The organism is Sporolactobacillus inulinus (assembly GCF_006539285.1).
Taxonomy (GTDB): domain Bacteria; phylum Bacillota; class Bacilli; order Bacillales; family Sporolactobacillaceae; genus Sporolactobacillus; species Sporolactobacillus inulinus.
The window spans coordinates 36,271-53,164 of record NZ_BJMS01000019.1 but is presented as its reverse complement, the minus strand read 5'-3'; the positions used below and the strand labels follow the sequence as shown (position 1 = coordinate 53,164).

Below are 16,894 nucleotides of genomic sequence, written 5' to 3'. Positions count from 1 at the left end.
GTCACCGCAGGACTAGGCATAGCCCGGTTTTTCTTACAGGAAAAGAACATCTGAGATCAAGAGGATCCGCATTTATCGGTTGGTGGATCAGGTTAAGCGCCCAATCCGATAAATAGACGGAAAAATTCCCCTTAATAAAAAAATAACATAAAAAATGGCTTGAATAGACGGAGAGATTCCCCTTATCAACGTTAAAAACGTGAAAATGGGGGATTCTGCTTTGCATAACCGGAAAACCTCCCCTTATATAACCCCGAAACACGCCCCATTCTGCAGATAAACGAAAAATCTCCGCTTATTTCACGAGTTACTTAATTAGGACCAGAATGCTTAATGAAAAAAGTGAGATGGATGAGGATCGTTTTTTATAAGCTCAAAAATGTCCAAGAATCCCTCATTTAGATGCGCTGGCGCCTGCGGGATCGCACCTTGTTGATGCGTGCCAGCGAGCAGCTGGAGTGTCGTTCGTACACAAGGTGATGAATCAAAGTCCGAATGGAAGGCGAAGTAAGGACCGGGCGTATTTTGCCCGGTTTTTCTTATCTCTTTTCTCAAAAGAAAAATGCTGGTTTTCTTCTACCGATCCTATCAACAGCATAAGGTATAAAACAAGAGCACAGCTCAAACAAGATTTAAGAGAAAAGAGGGAAGAGAATGCCATCGATAAGACAAGACGCGTGGATGCATGCAGAAGATGTCAAACTTGCAGAAGTCATTCTGCGCCATATTAAAGAAGGCAGCACACAACTTGCCGGATTCGCCGAGGCCGGAAGCATACTCTCTCGTACGCCGGCAGCCTGCGGCTTTCGTTGGAATTCATCGATTCGCAAGTTATATGACCAAGAATTGCAGGAAGCAAAAGCCATCCGCAAAGCGCGCAAAAAAAAGAAGAAAAAGGGAGACCTAGAAGCTCGGCTGCCTAAGGATCAGTTTGCCGAAAAACTGGAACAGAAGCGGCACATCTCTGAATCAGAAATCGATCAATTGATTCGTTTTCTTACTGATTTAAAGGAACAGTCAAGTGATGGTGATTCTGAGGAAGAGGAAAATCTACTTCGCGAAAAGCAGCAGCTGGAATCGGCCTATCAGCAGTTAAAAGATGATTATACGATTATGAAACAAAATTACGAATCACTGCTTAACGTATTCAAAGTTGTTGATCAGGCAAGAAAAGAAATTCCAGCGATTAAAGAATCTTGAAAGAGTGCCTCAGTGAAGCATCAAGCTGATGGTTTTGGACCTCTGGTGCGGCGTAATCGATGCATGATGTTGGGCACGTGCACAAGCGTTAAGATCGGGTTTCTTGTTAAACCTGATCTTTTTTTATACATATTAAGCTGTGCTGGTTGAGATCGGGCTATTTCTCAATAAATTAGGGACAGACACATAAATGCGCACCCTGAGGAACGACTCTGGATCACCCGTGGTCATGCCCTATGCACAACGCGAAAGACACCGCGTCCTGCGGAAGTAAGGGCCGGACAAACCAGGTTTTTCAAATCTGGGAAGGATTACATCCCTAATTAAGCGAATATAAAAAATAAAGTGGTGGAAAGTGGGGGAATGTGGTAAAGTAAAAACAAAAGAGGGGGCGGCTCTATTGTTTATGGGAGAATTCAATCACAACATAGACACAAAAGGCCGTCTCATCATTCCAGCAAAATTTCGCGATGAACTAGGGGACTCTTTCGTCATCACCCGTGGGCTTGATCAGTGTCTTTTTGTTTATCCAATGAATGAATGGCACAGAATAGAAGAAAAACTTAAGGCACTTCCTTTTACAAAAAAAGATGCACGTGCATTCACGCGTTTCTTTTTTTCGGGGGCCAGTGAATGCGCGTTGGACAAGCAGGGTCGGGTATCAATCGGCAACAGTCTCCGTGATTATGCGAAATTAGTGAAAGATTGTGTGGTTATCGGTGTATCGACGCGTCTTGAGATTTGGGATCAAGAAATGTGGAGCCGCTATTTTGCACAATCTGAAGAATCCTTCAATGACATCTCGGAGAGCTTGCTAGATTTGGACCTCTAAGGGCAACTGGACTGCTTGTGTTCTTTGAGATAGGAGTCGGTAGCAGTGTTTGAACATAGAACAGTATTGAAGAATGAAGCGGTTAAAGAACTGAATGTGAATCCAAATGGAATTTATGTGGATTGTACGCTTGGCGGCGGCGGACACAGTGAAGCGATAGCTTCGCAGCTTGATCAAGGCCGCCTCTACGCATTTGATCAAGACGATGAGGCACTTCAAGCTGCCTCCGAACGTTTGAAGCCCTTCGCAGAAAAAATCACGTTTATCAAATCGAACTTTAGACATTTAGAGCAAGAACTTCATCAGCATGGCGTGTTGGAAGTAGACGGCATACTGTTTGATCTAGGTGTGTCCTCACCGCAATTTGACCACGCAAATCGTGGTTTCAGCTATCAGCACAACGGTCCGCTTGATATGCGCATGGATCGATCGCAACCCTTAACGGCGGCAGTTATTGTCAATGAATGGCCATTTGAGCGATTGTCCCGGATTTTCTTCATGTATGGGGAAGAGCGGTTCTCAAAAGCAATTGCACGAAAAATTGAGAAAGCACGCATGCAGCACCCGATTGAGACAACCGAGCAGCTGACGGAATTAATTAAAGAAGCGATTCCCGCACCGGCACGCAGAAAAGGAGGCCACCCGGCAAAACGTGTCTTTCAAGCCTTGCGCATTGCCGTCAATGATGAGTTGGGAAGCTTCGATGAAGCCTTGACTCAGTCGCTCCGCATGGTGAAAATTGGCGGGAGAATTGCGGTAATCACGTTTCAATCACTTGAGGACAAGCTATGCAAACAGTTTTTCAAAAAATACAGTGATCCGCCGGAATTGCCGCCTGGGTTGCCTGTTGTACCGAAAACCTTTTTACCGGTCCTGAAAAAAGTGAGCAGAAAACCGATTATACCTTCACAGAAGGAAGTTTTAGAAAATCGTCGATCACATTCCGCGAAGCTAAGAGTTGCCGAAAAAATCAGATCTATTGAGGAGGATGAGGAGCAATGAATCTCAGTCAGCAAGCGTATAAAGTACAAAGACAGGACTATGTTGAAGCGGCACCGCGCCAAGGGCAAGTTGTCATTACGCGGCGCGTGACTAAGGGTGAGAAAGCGCTGTGGGCGATGGCCGGCATCATGATCTTTGTCATGGCACTGCTGCTCGTTGCGAATCAAGCGAAACTGTACATCGCATCCAAAGATGTTGCTTCTCTCCAATCAAAAATTGATGAACAGGCAAAAGTGACCCAGCAATTGAAAGCAGAATCGGACAGCTTAAGCTCGCCGGAACGAATTGTTCACTTTGCGGAGAAGGAACTTGGGTTAAAGCTGGATATTGAAAACGTCAAAGTACTTCCTTAAGGTGGTTTGCTCCAATGAATCAAAGCAAAAGAAGATTAATAAGCTTTTGGACAGGGATAGTCGGCACGATTTTCATGCTGGCTTTTTTTGTCATTATTGGGCGCTTCGTTTACATCGCTCAGGGGAAAGAAATTGATCACCATAATCTTTTACAACTCGGTGAAAAACAGTGGTCTCAGTATAAGGTTGTTGATGAAAAAAGAGGAACCATTTATTCTTCGAACGGACGAATCCTTGCTGAAGATGTTCCTGCTTACACGTTGTATGCGATTTTGAATCCGAAAAGCGATAACTATGTGAAGAATAAGCAAAAAACAGCAGAGAAGCTGGCACCGATCTTAGGAATGAAGGTCTCGGATATTCTACAAAGGCTCAATAAGAATGTTTATCAGGTAGAATTCGGAGCTAAGGGCAAGATGCTGAGCTATAAGACAAAGCAAGCAATTGACCAATTAAAGCTTCCGGGTATCGGCTATATTACTGAATCGAAACGCTATTATCCGAATCAGTCGAGTGCTGCCTACACACTCGGTTTTACGCAAATGAACTCGGAAAATAATCAGCAAAAAGGTGTGTTCGGCATTGAACAATCACTGGACAACTTTTTAACGGAAAAAGATGGATCTGTTCGTTATTACCGTAGCCTTACCGGTGTTCCCATTCCGGATGAAAAACAGAAAATGACAAAGTCCGTTCCCGGCAAAAATGTTTATTTGACATTGAATTCACGAATTCAAACGGTTTTGGATCAAACGATGTCCAGCGTTCAGGAAAAATACAAGCCGGAAAATATAATTGGTATTGTTGCTGATCCTAAAACGGGGAAAATATTGGCAATGTCCAGTTACCCGACGTTTAATCCGAATAAGCGCGACATTAAGCAGTTCAGCAATGCACCGATCGAACTTCCTTACGAACCTGGTTCGGTCATGAAAACATTTACGGTAGCATCGGCTATTGACGCTGGCGTGTACAATGGTTCGGCGACTTATCCATCCGGTGACTACAAAACAGATGGTGGTACGATTCATGATTGGCGGCGTCAAGGCTGGGGAACGATCACGTTTGACCAAGGCTTTGAATTGTCATCAAATGTAGGGATGGCAGTGTTAACCGATAAATATTTAGGAACCGACAAGCTGCGCGATTATTTGCATAAATTTGGGTTTATGCAAAAAACAGGCATTGATCTTCCTGGCGAGCGCTCAAGCGTTGTCAATTGGCGCTGGAGACTGGATAAATTGGAGGCTTCATTTGGACAAGCCTCAGCATTCACAGCGATGCAGATCGTGCAGGCGGCGACTGCAGTTGCGAACAACGGGAAAATGATGCGTCCCTATATTGTCGATCATGTTGTTAATCCGGAAACGAACAAGACCGCGCTTCAGCACAAGCCGGTTGTTACTGGTCATCCGATTTCTGCCTCGGCTGCGGAACAGACTCGAGCGCTGATGCGTAAAGTGGTAACAGACAAAAATGTCGTCAACGGCACAAGTGCGACAGGTTTGAACTATGATCTTCCTGGATATGACGTTATTGGCAAAACGGGAACTGCGCAGATATCCGTAAACGGGAACTATTTATATGGTAAAAATAATTACATCCACTCTTTTCTAGGCATGGCACCTGAAAAAGACCCGAAGTTGATCGTGTATGTTGCAGTTAAACAACCGCAGCTTAAAGCAACCGAGCTGGGACCTGAGCCGGTGACTGATATTGTACGCCCGGTGATGACCAGTGCGCTTCAATATCTTCAAGTAGACAAAAAGGCAAGCACGGCAACGGAGAAGACCAAACTTTCGTCTGTCAAAGCGGCCGATTATACTGGACAAAGTATGGAGGAAACGGCGAATGTGCTAAAGGCAGAAGGCATCGTTCCGATTCAAATTGGCTCAGGAACAATTCGAAATCAGCTGCCTTATCCGGGAGAACGCGTGTACGCCGGCAGTAAATTCATCTTATCCGGCGATGTGCAAAAGAAGATGCCTGATTTAAGCGGTTGGTCCATGGCCGATATCATGAAGCTGGCAGATTTGGAAGATCTCAAGCTCGTGACTAAGGGCAGTGGCTTTGTATCAGATCAAAGTATTCCAAAAGGTGCAGAATTGAAGGTAGGACGCACGCTGACCGTCACCTTGACAGGCGAAAAAAAGAGTTCGTCGGAAGGTGCATCACATGCGCCGTCAACATCGTCCGCTCCTGATTCGGGAACCTCAGATAAACCGTAAATCATTGCAAGCTTGTTCTATTTTTCTTGAACTGCTCATATGGGTAGGACAAGGAAGATAGGAGGGAGGCTTACCTGTGCGTATTTCGAACGTGACCGTCAAAAGACGGTTGTTGTTTTTTTTGGCGCTTGGATTGATTGCTTTTGCGATCTTTATTGCGAGACTTGCTTATTTGCAGATCTTTGAAAATAACTGGCTGATGAATTACGCACTGAATTCGTGGAGCAGGGAAATTCCCTATGAGGCCGAACGTGGACGAATCTTGGATACTCGAGGCAAAGTGCTGGCGACTAACGTGAGCAGTCCGTCTGTCTTGGTTGTCCCCCGTCAAGTCAAGGATAAGAATAAGACAGCGGATCAGCTTTCCTCTGTACTGCATATGAGCAGGAAGCGTGCCTATGAGAAAATCTCAAAAAAAGAGTCCATTGTCCGCATCACCCCTGAGGGAAGAAAAATCTCAAATGAGAAGGCGGCCGAAGTGAAAGCACTTGGCCTTCCAGGCGTCTTTGTTGCTGAAGATTTTAAACGGGACTATCCAAAAGGAAACTTTTTGGCCCATGTACTTGGATTTGCCGGCATTGACAATCAAGGCCTTACCGGACTGGAATCGTATTATAATGAAGGCTTGGAAGGCAAAGACGGACATGTTGCCTTTTTCTCAGACGTGAACGGAAATCGGATGTCTGATCTCAAGGATGAGTACATTCCGCCCAAAAGCGGTGAAAGTCTAATGCTCACCGTTGATTCACGTGTGCAATCCATTATGGAGCGCGAGTTGAACAATGCTGTTGCTGCCTATCATCCGGATAGTGCTTTGGCGATCGCTATGGATCCGAATACCGGTGCAATACTCGGCATGTCATCGAAACCGGATTATAATCCTGAAAATTATAAGACCGTTTCACCAGACGTGTATAATCATAACTTGCCAATTTGGAAAACATACGAACCAGGCTCAACATTTAAAGTGATCACGCTTTCAGCAGCACTTCAGGAGAAAGCCGTTGATCTTAAAAAAGATCATTTTCATGATTCAGGCTCTATTGAGGTTGGCGGGGCACATCTTCACTGTTGGAAGAAAGGCGGGCATGGCACCGAATCATTTTTGGAAGTCGTTCAGAATTCCTGCAACCCTGGTTTTGTCGCCTTGGGCGAACGAATCGGAAAGGACAAATTGTTCTCTTATATTGATAAATTCGGCTTCGGCGTCAAAACTGGGATTGATCTTCAAGGCGAAGCGAAAGGAATCTTGTTCAACAAAGATAAGATCGGACCGCTTGAAGCAGCAACGACAGCGTTCGGTCAAGGGGTTTCGGTTACACCGATTCAGCAAATTACCGCGGTATCCGCTGCAATCAACGGCGGCTATCTCTATCAGCCGCAACTAGCAAAAGCGTGGGTAGACACAGATACCGGCAAGGTCGTCAACCGAATTGAACCCGTCATGAAGCGAAGAGTGATCTCTGAGAATACGTCAAAGCAGGTGCGCGATACGCTTGAAAGTGTCGTTGCTCAAGGAACCGGTCGAAATGCGTATGTTCAAGGTTATCGTGTGGGAGGAAAAACGGGTACCGCACAAAAAGTAGATCCGAAAACGGGGCGCTACTTGAGTAATGATTATATTGTGTCTTTTATGGGCTTCGCGCCGGCAAATAATCCGAAAATTGCTGTTTATGTCTCAATTGACCATCCCAAAAATACCGTTCAATTTGGCGGTACCGTCTCTGCACCGATTGCCGGACGAATTATCGGCGACAGTCTGAGTGCGATGGGCGTCAAGAAACAAAAAGGCGGTCTTCAAAAAGAAGTGCGCTATCCGGATCAGCCGATGATTAAAATTCCGGATCTTAAGGGCATGGATAAAAACGATTTGAGAAATGCCCTGTTTAACTTAAAACTTGAAACAAAAGGTAATGGCGATGTTGTGACCATGCAATCGCCGAAACCAGGAATTAAGGTCAAACAAGGTTCAACAATAATGGTGTACTTGGGTGACAAAAAGAAGGCAGACGATTAAAATAAGCAATGGACGTTCGGGAGCCGGTGCGCGTAAGCCGGCTCCCCGAGCATACATAAATAAGCGGGGGGCTGTGCCTGATCTTGATCGTGCATTAACCTTGTGAAAATGCTGCTTCGGCGCGTGCTGAAGCGGTACACCGCTTTTACATTAAGATGACGAGGGACGTGTCAAATAATGAAACTTTCCGATTGCCTGAAGGCACTTGACATTTTCAGACAAGAAGGAGCAGGAAACCCTGAGATTGACGATCTTATGATTGATTCGAGATTGGTAAAGCCAGGATCACTATTCTTTTGTATCAAAGGTCATCACATTGACGGACATCGTTTCGCGCGACAAGCGCAAGCGAGCGGTGCATCAGCGATTGTTGCTCAAGATGCTGTTGATGTTTCTATCCCGGTGATTCGGGTGAATGATACGCACCGTGCACTGGCAATGATCTCGGATTATTTTTATGGGCATCCGAGTCATGAATTGTTTCTGCTCGGCGTTACAGGAACGAACGGGAAGACAACAATTACGTACCTTGTGCAGGCAATTCAAGAAGCGGCCGGCATAAATACCGGATTAATTGGTACAATGGGTATGCATTATAAAAATAAATCGATTCCGGTTCAGAATACTACACCTGAAGTGCATCTCATTCATCAGAATTTAGCGGAAATGAAGGCGGAAGGCGCCGCCTCGGTCGTTATGGAAGCTTCTTCGAACGCGCTTTATGATGGCCGATTGCATGGTTGCGCCTTTAATGTAGGTATTTTTACGAATTTAACTGAGGATCATTTGGATCTTCATGGAACGATGAAAGACTATATGTATGCAAAGAGTCTGCTTTTTTCGCAGCTTGGAAATTGTTACGGTACTGGACAGAAAAAGGCTGCAGTTCTGAATGTGGATGATCCTGCATCAGAGGTCTATAAACACATGACTGCCTCACATGTGATTACCTACGGAATAAATCATTCCGCGGATTTTCGCGCGAAGGCAATCAAAATCAATCCATCGGGAACGGAGTTTGTTCTGGAAAACGCCGGGCACAGTTACCCGGTTTCAATGAAACTGATCGGCAAATTCAGTGTCTATAATGTGCTTGCGGCGCTTGCTGCTTGTTCCGTTTCAGGGATTGCTCTGGAAGCTATGATTCATACGGTGGAACAGATTAAAGGCGTTGCAGGGCGATTTGAACCCGTTGATGCCGGTCAGGATTTCACAGTCATTGTCGATTACTCGCATACCCCGGATAGCTTAGAAAATGCCCTAAGCACGATCAAAGAATTTGCTCGAAAGCGTGTGATTACCATTGCGGGCTGCGGCGGTGATCGTGAGCGTGGCAAAAGACCGATTATGGCAAAAATTGCTGTAGATAACAGCGATCTTGCCATTCTAACTGCTGATAATCCGCGAACCGAGGATCCCGAGCAAATTCTGCTGGAAATGGAAGCCGGCGTAACGGGTCGGGACTATCGAAAAATTCCCGACCGCAGAGAAGCCATTCGCTACGCGGTGGATGAAGCGGAAAGCGGAGATATTCTGTTGATCGCCGGGAAAGGGCATGAAGATTATCAGATCATCGGAACAACCAAACATCACTTTGATGATCGAGAAGAAGCACGCAAAGCAATTCGTGCACGGATGAATAGAACTAATTAACGAACGCACTGTTCGCATTAAGGGAGCGTAACCAATGAGCATTGGTATCGATATAATCAGGGGTCAGGCGATTCAGTCAATTGGATCGGCTGATCACTTGATCGGTCGCTTGGCGATCATGACAGACAGCCGCAGGCCTCATCGAAACAGCCTTTTTGTGCCTTTAATCGGTGATCATTTCAATGGTCACCAGTTCATCAATAAGGCCATTGAAAATGGAGCTGCAGCAGCGCTTTGGATGGAAAGGGAGCCTCTGCCGCAGGATTTGCCTGCGAGTTTTCCGCTCTTTCTCGTTCACGATACGTTAAAAGCACTTCAGAATATGGCAAAGGGTTATTTGAATCAAGTGCAGCCAAAGGTCATCGCGGTTACCGGATCCAATGGGAAAACGACTACCAAGGACATGCTCTACAGTATCCTTCGAGGAGCGTTTCGGACATTTAAAACGCAAGGGAATTTGAACAATCATATTGGCGTTCCGTTAACAATTCTGGCGATGCCTGAGGACACAGAAGTTCTCGTACTGGAAATGGGGATGAACCATTTTGGCGAACTGACTTTTCTTAGCCAAATTGCCAAACCGAATGTTGCATTGATCACAAATATTGGTGAATCGCATATCGAATATCTTGGCAGCCGTGCGGGCATTGCTAAGGCAAAACTCGAAATCGTGAATGGCTTGAAAAAACACGGAACGCTGATCCTGGACGGTGATGAACCGCTGCTTGCCCCTGTTCAGACCAACGCTTTTCAGATTGTGCGTTGCGGTTATGGCGATCATAATAATTGGCATATTGAGGATGTCGAGGAGTCACCGACCGGAATGCGATTCTCTCTGAGAGGACAGAAGCATCCGTTCGATCTGCCGGTACTCGGCAAGCATAATGTGAAAAACGCAGCACTCAGCTTTGCCGCTGCTCGAGTCATCGGCACAGACGTTGACACCATTCGTCATGGGCTCGCACATTTGCAACTGACCCATTTGCGGTTTGAACGACTAAACGGACTGAACGGTTCTTTGCTCATTAACGATTGCTATAACGCAAATCCGACATCAATGAAGGCATCACTTGAAACATTGAAAAATATGTCCGGATTTGATCGACGTGTTGCTGTGCTTGGCGACATGTATGAGCTTGGAAAAAATGAGAAAGTCATGCATAAAGGCGTCGCGGCAGAATTGACGCCACCATTAACACATGTAGTAACCATTGGCGACAAGGGGGCTTGGATTGCTGAAGGCTTACATGAACAAAGTGAGGATCCTGCTGTTGAGGTTCGCGCCTATAAAACGAAGGAAGAAGCACTTCCATACCTTCAATCGCTTCTGGACGCGAAGACTGTTATGTTGTTTAAAGCGTCGCGGCTGATGGCTCTTGAACAACTCTCCAGTCATCTTCAGGCAGAAGAGTCTGCAGACTAACGAATCATTTGATATGATCGAGATAATTGTATGCCGCGTATTTTAAAGGAGCGAAAGGATTTATGACATTGACATTACTATTTGGTTTATCGATCTCTTTTCTTGTAACCCTTGTTTTTGCACCTTTTTTTATCCCGATGCTGCGGAGACTTCATTTTGGCCAGTATATCCGTGAGGAAGGGCCGCAGAGTCACCAAAAAAAGAGCGGAACACCAACAATGGGCGGTGTTATTTTTTTGATTGGACTGCTCATCGGTATTCTGGTTATGGGTCTTAAATACCATGTAACAACACCGGAAACTTACATGCTGCTCTTTGTGACCTTTGGATTCGGGCTTGTTGGATTACTTGATGATTTCATTAAGATTGTCATGAAACGAAATATGGGACTGACTTCGAAACAGAAAATGGCTGCGCAGATTGTTATTTCATTGATTTTCTGGTTCATTTTCACCTCCTATGATTATTCGACGTATCTAACGTTCCCAGGTACAAATGTTATGCTCAATCTTTCTTGGTTCTATCCGGTATTTGTTGTTTTTCTGTTGATCGGTGTTCCGAATGCAACGAATTTGACGGATGGTATGGACGGATTGCTTACCGGGCTGTCCATCATTGCTTTTGCTGCGTACGCCGTCATTTCATGGTATGCCATGGATCTTGGTGTTGCTGTCTTTGCAATGGTGATGCTAGGCGCTCTGCTGGGCTTTCTCATTTTTAATGCCCACCCAGCTCGAGTGTTCATGGGCGATACAGGATCGCTTGCTATCGGCGGTGCACTTGCCGGTATGGCGATTTTGACAAATACAGAAATTCTTCTTGCTATTATTGGCGGTGTGTTTGCGATTGAAACATTGTCTGTCATTATACAAGTGATCTCATTTAAAACAACTGGGCGGCGTATCTTCAAAATGAGTCCGATTCATCATCACTTTGAATTGACCGGGTGGTCTGAATGGAAGGTCGTTACGGTATTCTGGCTGGTTGGGCTGGCCCTTGCTGTAATTGGAATCTATTTGAAGGTGGGGATGATCAATTGAAAGCATTGAATACATTCGCAAATAAAAAAGTTCTTGTGCTTGGTTTAGCCAAAAGCGGATATGCTGCCGCTAAATTGATGAAGGAACTTGGCGCCGATGTGACCGTTAATGATCGCGGCGACTTAAGCCAGAATGAGCATGCTAAGGATCTTGCCAAGCTGGGCGTACGAATTGTTGGCGGCGGCCATCCATTAGAGCTCATTGATCATACGACGGCGTTGATGATCAAAAACCCAGGGATTCCTTATTCAAATCCAATGATTAAGCGTGCAGAAACGCTCGGTATCCCCGTGGTGACGGAAGTTGAAATCGCTGGCCGACTCGCCGATGCACCATTTATTGGCATTACCGGATCAAACGGAAAAACCACAACAACAATGCTTATTGGCGAAATGATGAAAGGATCCAGCTATGAACCGATTGTTGCCGGAAATATCGGCACAGCTTTGACTTCGGTTGTTCAAAAGGCGAACGAGAAAAATGTGATTGTCGCCGAACTTTCCAGTTTTCAGCTTCAAGGGACGATAGATTTTCATCCACATGTTGCCGTTGTCTTGAATATCTTCGACCATCATTTGGATTATCATGGAACCGTTGAAAACTACGCGAAAGCAAAAGCTCAGATTACGGCCAATCAGACTGCAGATGACGCGCTGGTTTATAATGCGGACAGCAAGCGGGTTGTCCAGTTCATCGCTGAGAAAACAAAAGCAAAAAAAGTACCTTTTTCCCTAAAGCAAAAAGTAGCAAATGGTGCCTATGTTTCAGAAGAAACGATTTATTTCAAAGATCAGGCGATCATGAAAGTGGAAGAGATGGGGCTTCCTGGAGAGCATAACCTGATGAATGCTTTGGCTGCGCTAGCAGTTGCGGGCGTATATGGCGTTTCGGTTCAGCATATGGCTGATGTCCTCCGCTCTTTTAAAGGCGTGCGTCACCGTCTGGAATATGTCGGGGTTGTTCAGGGACGTACGGTCTACAATGATTCAAAAGCAACAAACAGTATTGCCACTTCACAAGCGCTGCATGCATTTCCGAAAAAAGAGATCGTATTACTTGCCGGAGGACTTGACCGTGGGAATAGCTTTGATGTTCTGGTTCCCGATCTTGTCAAAGCACCGATTAAAGCAGTTCTTTTGTTTGGAGAAACACAACAAAAATTGAAAGATGCCTGTTTGAAAGCCAGGATACCGGTAATTAAAGAAGTGGAAAATGTTGAGGCGGCAGTTCCGGAAGCATTCGCATTGTCACAACCGGGCGACGTCATCTTACTTTCACCCGCTTGTGCAAGCTGGGATCAATACAAATCTTTTGAACAACGCGGTGACATTTTTATCGCAGAAGTGAATAAGTTTAGATAAGGGGACAGGCCGGGTAAGGTTTGATGTCGGCAATTCAGGTCCCCGATCTGAACGGAGTGTTGCACATGCGCAAGTATCGTCAGTCGCCGGATCTTGTTCTGCTTGGGATCGTGTTCACCTTGGTCATCCTTGGGCTTACGATGGTTTACAGTGCTAGTGCTGTTAAAGCTGCAAGCCAATTCGGCGATTCTCTGTATTTTTTAAAACGACAGTTGCTTTTCGCAATCGTTGGCGTCGGATTAATGTTTGCGGTGATGCGTATCGACTATCATTTCTGGGGGGCATGGGCGAAGCTTGCCTTAATCGCGTGCTATGTTCTGCTTTGCGTTGTCTTAATTCCCGGCGTTGGTCTTGCGCGAGGCGGGGCACGCAGCTGGCTTGGGGTTGGCGCGTTCTCCATTCAGCCTTCCGAATTTACTAAAGTGGCGCTGATTATCTTTTTAGCCAAGTATCTTTCCGAGCATCAATCATCGCTGCCCAACTTTTGGAAAGGGCTTGTCCGATCGTTTTTACCGGCACTCCTTGCTTTTGGGCTTATTATGCTCCAGCCGGATCTAGGAACAGGTATGGTTCTTGTGCTGACTTGTGTGATCATGATTTTCATTGCAGGAGCGCGGATGAAACATTTCATCATGATGGGATCACTCGGGGTTCTTGGATTTATTGGCTTAATTGTATCCGCTCCATATCGCATGAAGCGCTTGACCTCATTTGTTGACCCTTGGCAAGATCCGAAGCAGGGTGGTTTCCAAATCATCCAGTCGCTGCTTGCGATTGGCCCAGGCGGATTACTTGGGTTTGGATTGGGCCAGAGCAGACAAAAATATCAGTATCTTCCTGAGCCGCAAACTGATTTTATTTTTTCGATTGTTTCGGAAGAACTTGGTTTCATTGGTGCATCCTTTGTACTCGTGCTTTTCTTTCTGCTTTTGTGGAGGGGCATCTTAATTGCGATCAAGGCACCGGATTTGTTTGGAACTTTGCTCGCGGTAGGGATTACAGGGATGATTGCCATACAGATCATGATCAACATTGCGGTTGTCACCGGTCTAATTCCCGTTACCGGAATCACGCTCCCGTTTCTTAGTTATGGCGGTTCCTCATTAACCTTAATGTTGGTATCGATCGGTATACTGCTGAATGTCAGCAAACACGCACATTAAGCATCGGTTATATGACCGAAACAAACCCTGCCTCAAGCAGGGTTTGCTGTTTTTCATAAAAAAAAATACAATAGACTCATGAGAAAAAGACAGAGCATGGTGCTGCCATCGAAAATGGTCTTGCCATCGAATGAGGAGGAACATGTCCCATGGACAAGAAAAAGGTTGTCGCACTGGAAGATCGACTGCCCCAATTAAAAAAAGAACGAAAACAGAAAGCGAATCGGCGTTTTGCGCTTTATGCCACTGTCTTTTTTCTCTTGGTCCTCATCGTCGTTTATATTCAATCTCCGTTAAGCCGGGTACAATCGATTACCGTTCAAGGGGAACAAATCACGAGCAGCGCGCGCGTCATAAAAGCGAGCGGTATCTCGAATAAAACACATATATGGGATATTAGGGAAAAGGCAGTTGCGCACAAGATTAAAAAATTGCCGCCGGTTCGCACGGTTACGGTTAAGAAGAATTTTCCCAACCATGTGACCTTAAGCATCAGAGAATACACACGCAAGGCCTATCTGCAGAAAAACGGTGGCTACTACCCGATCCTTCAAAATGGTGCGATGCTGAGTAAACTATCAAAAGGAACGTTTCCCTTTGACGCACCGGTACTCATTGGCTTTTCAGAGCAAGACGCGATAAAGAAAGTTGCTGAAGGCTTATCGGGCATATCAAGACAAATGGCACATAACATTTCTGATATTCACTACATAAAGGCATCAGAAAACAATGAAGATCTTGTTTTGTATATGAATGATGGAAACAAGGTGGTCGCCAGCACGCGAACATTTGCAAAAAATATTAAACTATATCCGGAAATTGCAGCCAATCTGCCCAAGGATCAGCGCGGAACGATTCATCTTAGCGTCGGTTCCTATTTTGTTCCTGATGAGACAGGACAGCCTTCACAAGAAAACTCAAACAAACCGTGAAAACGGAAACAAAGTACGGATACTTTGTTGAAATAGTTAAATAGATCTTTTCTAGTTATTCATCTTGGTGTAGACTATTAAATAGTTAAGACTATTATTAGTGAGTAATACTTTTTGGCTGATTATGAGCACATTTGCTTTGAAAAGCAAGGGTTCAGACCAGTTGATGCAGTCATGCGTCAGGTTGTTTTAGACGATTAAATTAAAAGGGAATTGCTCCAATGTGTAGAATACAAACAATAGGGTTTGTTTCTATTAATCGAGGAACAGTGAAAATGTTGGGTTGACTGAAATGTCTTTTAACACAAATCGCAGATGTTTATATGTCGCTTGCTCGATCCAATCATCCCTGAATGATCATCAAAGAGATTCAAGAGAAAAAGGGGGTGCCACAGAATGAACAGTGAGGATGTTTTTGTCAGTCTGGATATCGGAACGTCCAGCATAAAAACCGTGATCGGCGAGATGGCAGGGGAAAGGCTGAATGTTATTGGCGTAGGAGAATCGGTCTCAAACGGAATTAAAAAAGGATCGATTGTCGATATTGACGCAACGGTTCGGTCGATCAAAAATGCTATTGAGCAAGCGGAACGCATGGTCGGCATTGATATAAAAAGTGTGGTTGTCGGCATCTCAGGCAACCACATCCAGCTCCGCAGTTGTCACGGCGTGGTCGCCGTTTCAGCAGAAACCCATGAAATCGGCAACGAGGACATAGCGCGAGTTATTGACGCTGCACAAGTGATGTCGATTCCTCCTGAACGAGAGATTGTTGATGTAATACCAGAACAGTTCATTGTTGATGGCGTAGATGAAATTCATGATCCAAGAGGTATGATCGGTGTACGTCTTGAGATGGAAGGTACACTCATAACCGGGTCGAAGACTTTACTTCATAACCTGCTGCGCTGCGTAGAACGCGCGGGTCTGACCATTTCGGATATCTGTCTCCAGCCGCTCGCTCTTGGCTCGGTTGCGTTATCTGAAGATGAGAGAAATTTGGGTGTTGCTCTGATCGATATCGGCGGCGGTTCCACTAGTGTTGCTGTTTTCGATCAGGGGACGCTTATTTCTACATTTGAGCTTCCACTTGGCGGCAATCATGTGACCAAAGACTTGTCCATTATACAAAAAATTCCAATGGATGAAGCAGAACAGACGAAAATCAAGCATGGCGTTGCTTATCTTGGTGCAGCGTCTGATGAAGATACGTTTAACGTTTCAAAAATTGGCAGTGATAAGAAGCAAACCATGTGTCAGGAAGACCTGGCTGAAATTATTCAAGCGCGTATGGGTGAGATGTTTGACATTGTTCAAGAAGAACTGCATCGGATTGGAATTAAAGAATTACCGGGAGGCTTTGTCCTCACAGGCGGAGTAACAGCGATGCCCGGCGTTGCCGATCTTGCGGCACATCATTTCAATTCCAGCGTCCGTATTGCGTCACCGGACTATATTGGTGTACGCGAGCCGAAATATACAGCTTGCATCGGACTCATTCAATTCGCTTATCATAATGTCAAAATCCAGGGCAAAGAGGTGGCAGCAGCCATCGCACCTGAAGCAGTACATTATGAAGCTGTACAGAAACAGCAGAAACAGAAAAAATCAAAACAGGCCCCGAAAGAGCGTGAAGGCGTAACAACCAAAGTGAAAAATTGGTTTAATCTGTTCTTTGACTGATCGGGCG

Annotated in this window: 13 protein-coding genes; all 13 read left to right on the top strand. The window is 45.3% G+C overall.

Annotated features, from left to right (window positions below):
• The first annotated feature begins 654 nt into the window (after window positions 1-654).
• The 13 genes from SIN01_RS03960 (at window position 655) to ftsA (ending at window position 16,887) form a co-directional block, all read left to right on the top strand.
• The gene (locus SIN01_RS03960; RefSeq protein WP_047035385.1) at window positions 655-1,200 is read left to right on the top strand and encodes a hypothetical protein; all 546 of its coding nucleotides are present in this window, start codon (window positions 655-657) and stop codon (window positions 1,198-1,200) included.
• 400 nt (window positions 1,201-1,600) lie between these two features.
• Window positions 1,601-2,032 carry a division/cell wall cluster transcriptional repressor MraZ gene (gene mraZ / locus SIN01_RS03955; RefSeq protein WP_010025957.1) on the top strand — a complete coding sequence of 144 codons (432 nt, stop codon included), beginning with the start codon at window positions 1,601-1,603 and terminating at the stop codon, window positions 2,030-2,032.
• Between the two features lie 45 nt (window positions 2,033-2,077).
• Entirely contained in the window at window positions 2,078-3,034 is a 957-nt protein-coding gene (gene rsmH / locus SIN01_RS03950; RefSeq protein WP_010025956.1) for a 16S rRNA (cytosine(1402)-N(4))-methyltransferase RsmH, read from the top strand.
• Window positions 3,031-3,387 (top strand): cell division protein FtsL, encoded by a 357-nt coding sequence (ftsL, locus tag SIN01_RS03945; protein WP_010025955.1) that lies wholly within the window; start codon window positions 3,031-3,033, stop codon window positions 3,385-3,387. Before rsmH ends, ftsL begins: the two co-directional genes overlap by 4 nt.
• Window positions 3,388-3,401: 14 nt before the next feature.
• On the top strand, window positions 3,402-5,615 hold the full coding sequence (locus tag SIN01_RS03940; protein WP_010025954.1) for a PASTA domain-containing penicillin-binding protein: 2,214 nt from the start codon (window positions 3,402-3,404) through the stop codon (window positions 5,613-5,615).
• Window positions 5,616-5,691: 76 nt separating this feature from the next.
• The gene (locus tag SIN01_RS03935) at window positions 5,692-7,632 is read left to right on the top strand and encodes a stage V sporulation protein D (protein ID WP_010025953.1); all 1,941 of its coding nucleotides are present in this window, start codon (window positions 5,692-5,694) and stop codon (window positions 7,630-7,632) included.
• 177 nt (window positions 7,633-7,809) lie between these two features.
• Complete coding sequence (locus tag SIN01_RS03930) at window positions 7,810-9,285, top strand: UDP-N-acetylmuramoyl-L-alanyl-D-glutamate--2,6-diaminopimelate ligase (RefSeq protein WP_010025952.1); 1,476 nt, start codon at window positions 7,810-7,812, stop codon at window positions 9,283-9,285.
• A 34-nt stretch (window positions 9,286-9,319) separates the two neighbouring features.
• Window positions 9,320-10,708 carry a UDP-N-acetylmuramoyl-tripeptide--D-alanyl-D-alanine ligase gene (locus SIN01_RS03925; protein WP_010025951.1) on the top strand — a complete coding sequence of 463 codons (1,389 nt, stop codon included), beginning with the start codon at window positions 9,320-9,322 and terminating at the stop codon, window positions 10,706-10,708.
• A gap of 62 nt (window positions 10,709-10,770) precedes the next feature.
• Window positions 10,771-11,748, top strand: coding sequence for a phospho-N-acetylmuramoyl-pentapeptide-transferase (mraY, locus tag SIN01_RS03920; RefSeq protein WP_010025950.1), 978 nt, complete (start codon window positions 10,771-10,773; stop codon window positions 11,746-11,748).
• Window positions 11,745-13,109 (top strand): UDP-N-acetylmuramoyl-L-alanine--D-glutamate ligase, encoded by a 1,365-nt coding sequence (gene murD, locus SIN01_RS03915; protein WP_047035388.1) that lies wholly within the window; start codon window positions 11,745-11,747, stop codon window positions 13,107-13,109. The genes mraY and murD overlap by 4 nt, the downstream gene beginning before the upstream one ends.
• A gap of 65 nt (window positions 13,110-13,174) precedes the next feature.
• Window positions 13,175-14,272, top strand: a complete 1,098-nt coding sequence (gene spoVE, locus SIN01_RS03910) for a stage V sporulation protein E (RefSeq protein ID WP_010023203.1) — start codon at window positions 13,175-13,177, stop codon at window positions 14,270-14,272.
• A 149-nt stretch (window positions 14,273-14,421) separates the two neighbouring features.
• Window positions 14,422-15,204 carry a cell division protein FtsQ/DivIB gene (locus SIN01_RS03905; protein WP_010023205.1) on the top strand — a complete coding sequence of 261 codons (783 nt, stop codon included), beginning with the start codon at window positions 14,422-14,424 and terminating at the stop codon, window positions 15,202-15,204.
• A 396-nt stretch (window positions 15,205-15,600) separates the two neighbouring features.
• Window positions 15,601-16,887 (top strand): cell division protein FtsA, encoded by a 1,287-nt coding sequence (gene ftsA / locus SIN01_RS03900; protein ID WP_010023206.1) that lies wholly within the window; start codon window positions 15,601-15,603, stop codon window positions 16,885-16,887.
• The last annotated feature ends 7 nt before the right edge of the window (window positions 16,888-16,894 follow it).